The sequence below is a fragment of the Nitrosomonas communis genome, assembly GCF_900114745.1.
In the GTDB taxonomy this organism is placed as follows: domain Bacteria; phylum Pseudomonadota; class Gammaproteobacteria; order Burkholderiales; family Nitrosomonadaceae; genus Nitrosomonas; species Nitrosomonas communis_A.
Genome location: NZ_FOUB01000147.1, coordinates 1 through 3333 on the forward strand (window position 1 = coordinate 1; position 3333 = coordinate 3333).

The following is a 3333-nucleotide window of genomic DNA, read 5'->3' on the forward strand; positions in this document are numbered from 1 at the left end:
GATGAACATAAGCTATATCACTTGGAAGTCGTGGAAATCAATCACGTCAATAGCGATCCGCATACGCATCAATACCTTTGATCTCTCTATGTTTGTCTACTACAGCGAATAGGTGGAGAGCAATGACTTCTTCGTCGCTAAAGTTTCAATCCGCGTCATTGCTCATTCTTTGACTATAAACCCCCAGCTTTTCCTGATAATGCTTGCAAACATAGAGATAAATCGTTATTAATCGCTCTTGCCAGTTCATTCATTACTTTGATTGATTGAGGTTGGGCGCTGTCTTCCTCAATAGTTTAATGTTATTGATGAACTGGTTTCTATTTCAGCTCTTAATTCGCATTAAATGATAAGCAAAGGCACAAGATTAGGTTTAACGATTTGCAAAAAAATTGTTGAACACCATGAGTGCTTATCTGGATTGAATCGAAGCCAAGTCAAGGCTCAAGCTTTTTGTTCACTATTTCAATATTAAATTACCCTGATGCGGGAACTCAAGCTATGGCTACCACTCAAACTAGACTCACTTTCAGTCTTCTATTAGAGACAATCGTGCTGACTTGCGTTTAACTCAAGGGGCTCTCTAAGATGCAAAAATACATCATGAGTTGCATGTAGGTATGGATAGTATCGCAGTAATGAATTATTTTCATCAAATAAATGCTTATCTAGATGCTCTCAACCTGATCTGTTTTGCTTGATCTCAATTTACGAAAGAAAAACGGTTATGAAGCGTTAGAAGAAATAAAAACTGATCCTGATCTAAAAAAATTCCGATTATTAGCTTAATTCACTGCATTTTCGGAAGAAAATATTATCAAAAGTTGTAATTTGCACGCCAACTGTTACGTAACGAACCCACTGAACCTGGATTAGGTTGCCAAGATAGTTCGTAGGATTAAAGATTTTTAGTTAACCGAAGTCACATTGCCGCTGAGAGTTGAAGTTGAATAACAACGATGGTCATGGCATCAGGGATTTCTGATCATGAATAATGAACAAATCAAAGTTTTGTTGGTAGAAGATAATCAGGTTGATTTGCGTTTCGTGCATGAGATGCTTAGCGAATCAAGACGAGAGAAATTCGTACTTAGATATGTCGATCGCTTGCAGCATGCGCTTGATCTCCTTATTAAAGAACAGTTCGATGTAATGTTACTGGACCTCCAATTACCTGATGCTTATGGATTATCAGCATTAATCGGAGTGCAGGCCTTAGCACCGAATTTACCTATAGTGGTACGCAGTGAGGTCAATGACGAACAACTTGCTATCGATGCAGTTCACAGTGGAGCGCAGGATTACATCGTTAAAGGTGAAGAAAGTAGTCCTTTACTTATGAAGGCATTACGATATGCGATTGAACGCAAACGTATTGAGCAAAGTCTTGCTTATTTTGCGCACTATGATCCCCTCACTGATTTGCCTAACCGGGAACTATTCCGGGAACGCTTGAATCGGGCACAAGAGCGTACTAAGCGGTCAGGATATATGATTGCCTTAATGTTTCTGGATTTAGATCACTTCAAGGATATCAATGATACATTGGGGCATGACGCAGGAGATCAATTGCTGAAATTTGCAGCCCAGAGATTGAAGCACTGCGTGCGAACCGAGGACACCATTGCACGTTTGGGTGGCGATGAGTTCACAATTATTCTGGAACAAATAGAGCACAAGAAAGATGCTGCCCATATAGCACAAAAGATCGTTGATGAAATGTCGAAACCATTTTTATTAAATGATAAAGATGTTTTCGTAACCATGAGTATCGGCATTGCGATGTATACAGAAGGAGACCAGAGCTCTGAAGAATTAATAAAACATGCTGATATGGCGTTGTATGCAGCCAAAGCGAAAGGACGTAGCAATTATCAGTTCTTTGAAGCAAAAATGAATACTCTGATTACCGAACGCATGGCGATGGTAAAAAATTTAAAGCTTGCCTTGGAGCGGAACGAATTCGTTTTACATTACCAACCTCAGGTAGATTTGAGCATAAATCAACTGGTTGGTGTGGAAGCGTTATTGCGTTGGCAACATCCTGAAATGGGATTAATGCAACCAAATAATTTTATTCCTCTATTGGAAGAAACTGGCTTGATTATACCGGTTGGAGAGTGGGTTTTGCATACAGCTTGTCAGCAAAGCTGCATATGGCTAGATGCTGGTCTTCCCAGAATTCGTATATCGGTTAACTTATCAGCCAAACAATTTCGCCAGCTTCAATTGGCAAATACCGTTAAGAAGACGCTTGACGAAACAGGAATGGATCCAGAACACCTTCATTTGGAAGTGACAGAAAGTTTCTTATTATCTAACGTTGCCGAAACAATTTTCATTTTAAATGAATTGAATGATCTCGGCGTGCACATATCTTTAGATGATTTTGGAACCGGTTATTCATCATTAAACTATCTGCATCGCTATCCTTTTGCTAGCCTGAAAATCGATCAGTCCTTTGTAAAAGGTGTTACTTGCAATTCTAAAAGTGCAGCTATTATTTCTGCGATTATCTCGCTTGCTCACAATTTGGGATTGAAGGTAGTAGCTGAAGGTGTTGAATATCATGAACAATTGCCGGCCTTGTTGAATATGAAATGTGATGAAGCGCAAGGATATATTTTTGGTGTCCCCTTGTCTTCAGCAACTTGTGAAACAATGTTCAAAAATATCTTCAAACAGAACTCGAAATTTTATATTCGCAAGCCCTAAAATTAATTGATGAAAAAAGCACCATAATTATCACTAATTCCATTTCCAAATCAAAAATGATGCGAAGGCGAGCCGCAGACAGTTTAAATAATACGGCAAGGTGAAGCCCACAAAGTTAGTTTTGATTTAGAAATGGAATAACTTCCTTTAACTGATGGTATGTATCTTTTCGTTGGAACCATGACCAATGATTTAAACCATGCCAGCGAATTCTATCCCTTACCTGCCCTGCCTGCATGCCCGGCTATCCCACAGCTTCAGCAAATTGGGGGAAGCAGCCGTCACCATCTGGCGGAAGCTGCGCCGATTGAATGATGACGCACCCATAGGAACCCTGCAAAAAACTCAGCAAGCAGCTGATCAAGCACTATGGACGTCTCAATAAATTACCCTGACGTAAGCAGCGGGTATTAATTAGTCGCTCCTGAAAAACTGCCTCAATGACCATCTTGGATCAGCAATTTCAAAAGGCAGTGTACTCATAAAGTCAAAATCGAGCAGTTTGGCTCTCTTTCATCAAAGAATTTGTGAGGTTTGCACTCTTCGCCACGGGAAATGGAGTAAAAAAATGGCTAACAGCCATTGCTTCAGATTCCAGGCGACAGCAGCCATCAGCAG

The 3333-nt window shown here is 40.0% G+C and carries 2 protein-coding genes; both read left to right on the plus strand.

The window, feature by feature from the left end:
• Window positions 1–987: 987 nt before the first annotated feature.
• Window positions 988–2715 (plus strand): putative bifunctional diguanylate cyclase/phosphodiesterase, encoded by a 1728-nt coding sequence (locus BM122_RS20790; protein ID WP_074907525.1) that lies wholly within the window; start codon window positions 988–990, stop codon window positions 2713–2715.
• A gap of 199 nt (window positions 2716–2914) precedes the next feature.
• Window positions 2915–3100: a hypothetical protein gene (locus tag BM122_RS22945; protein ID WP_143083586.1), complete on the plus strand. Its 186-nt coding sequence runs from the start codon at window positions 2915–2917 to the stop codon at window positions 3098–3100.
• The last annotated feature ends 233 nt before the right edge of the window (window positions 3101–3333 follow it).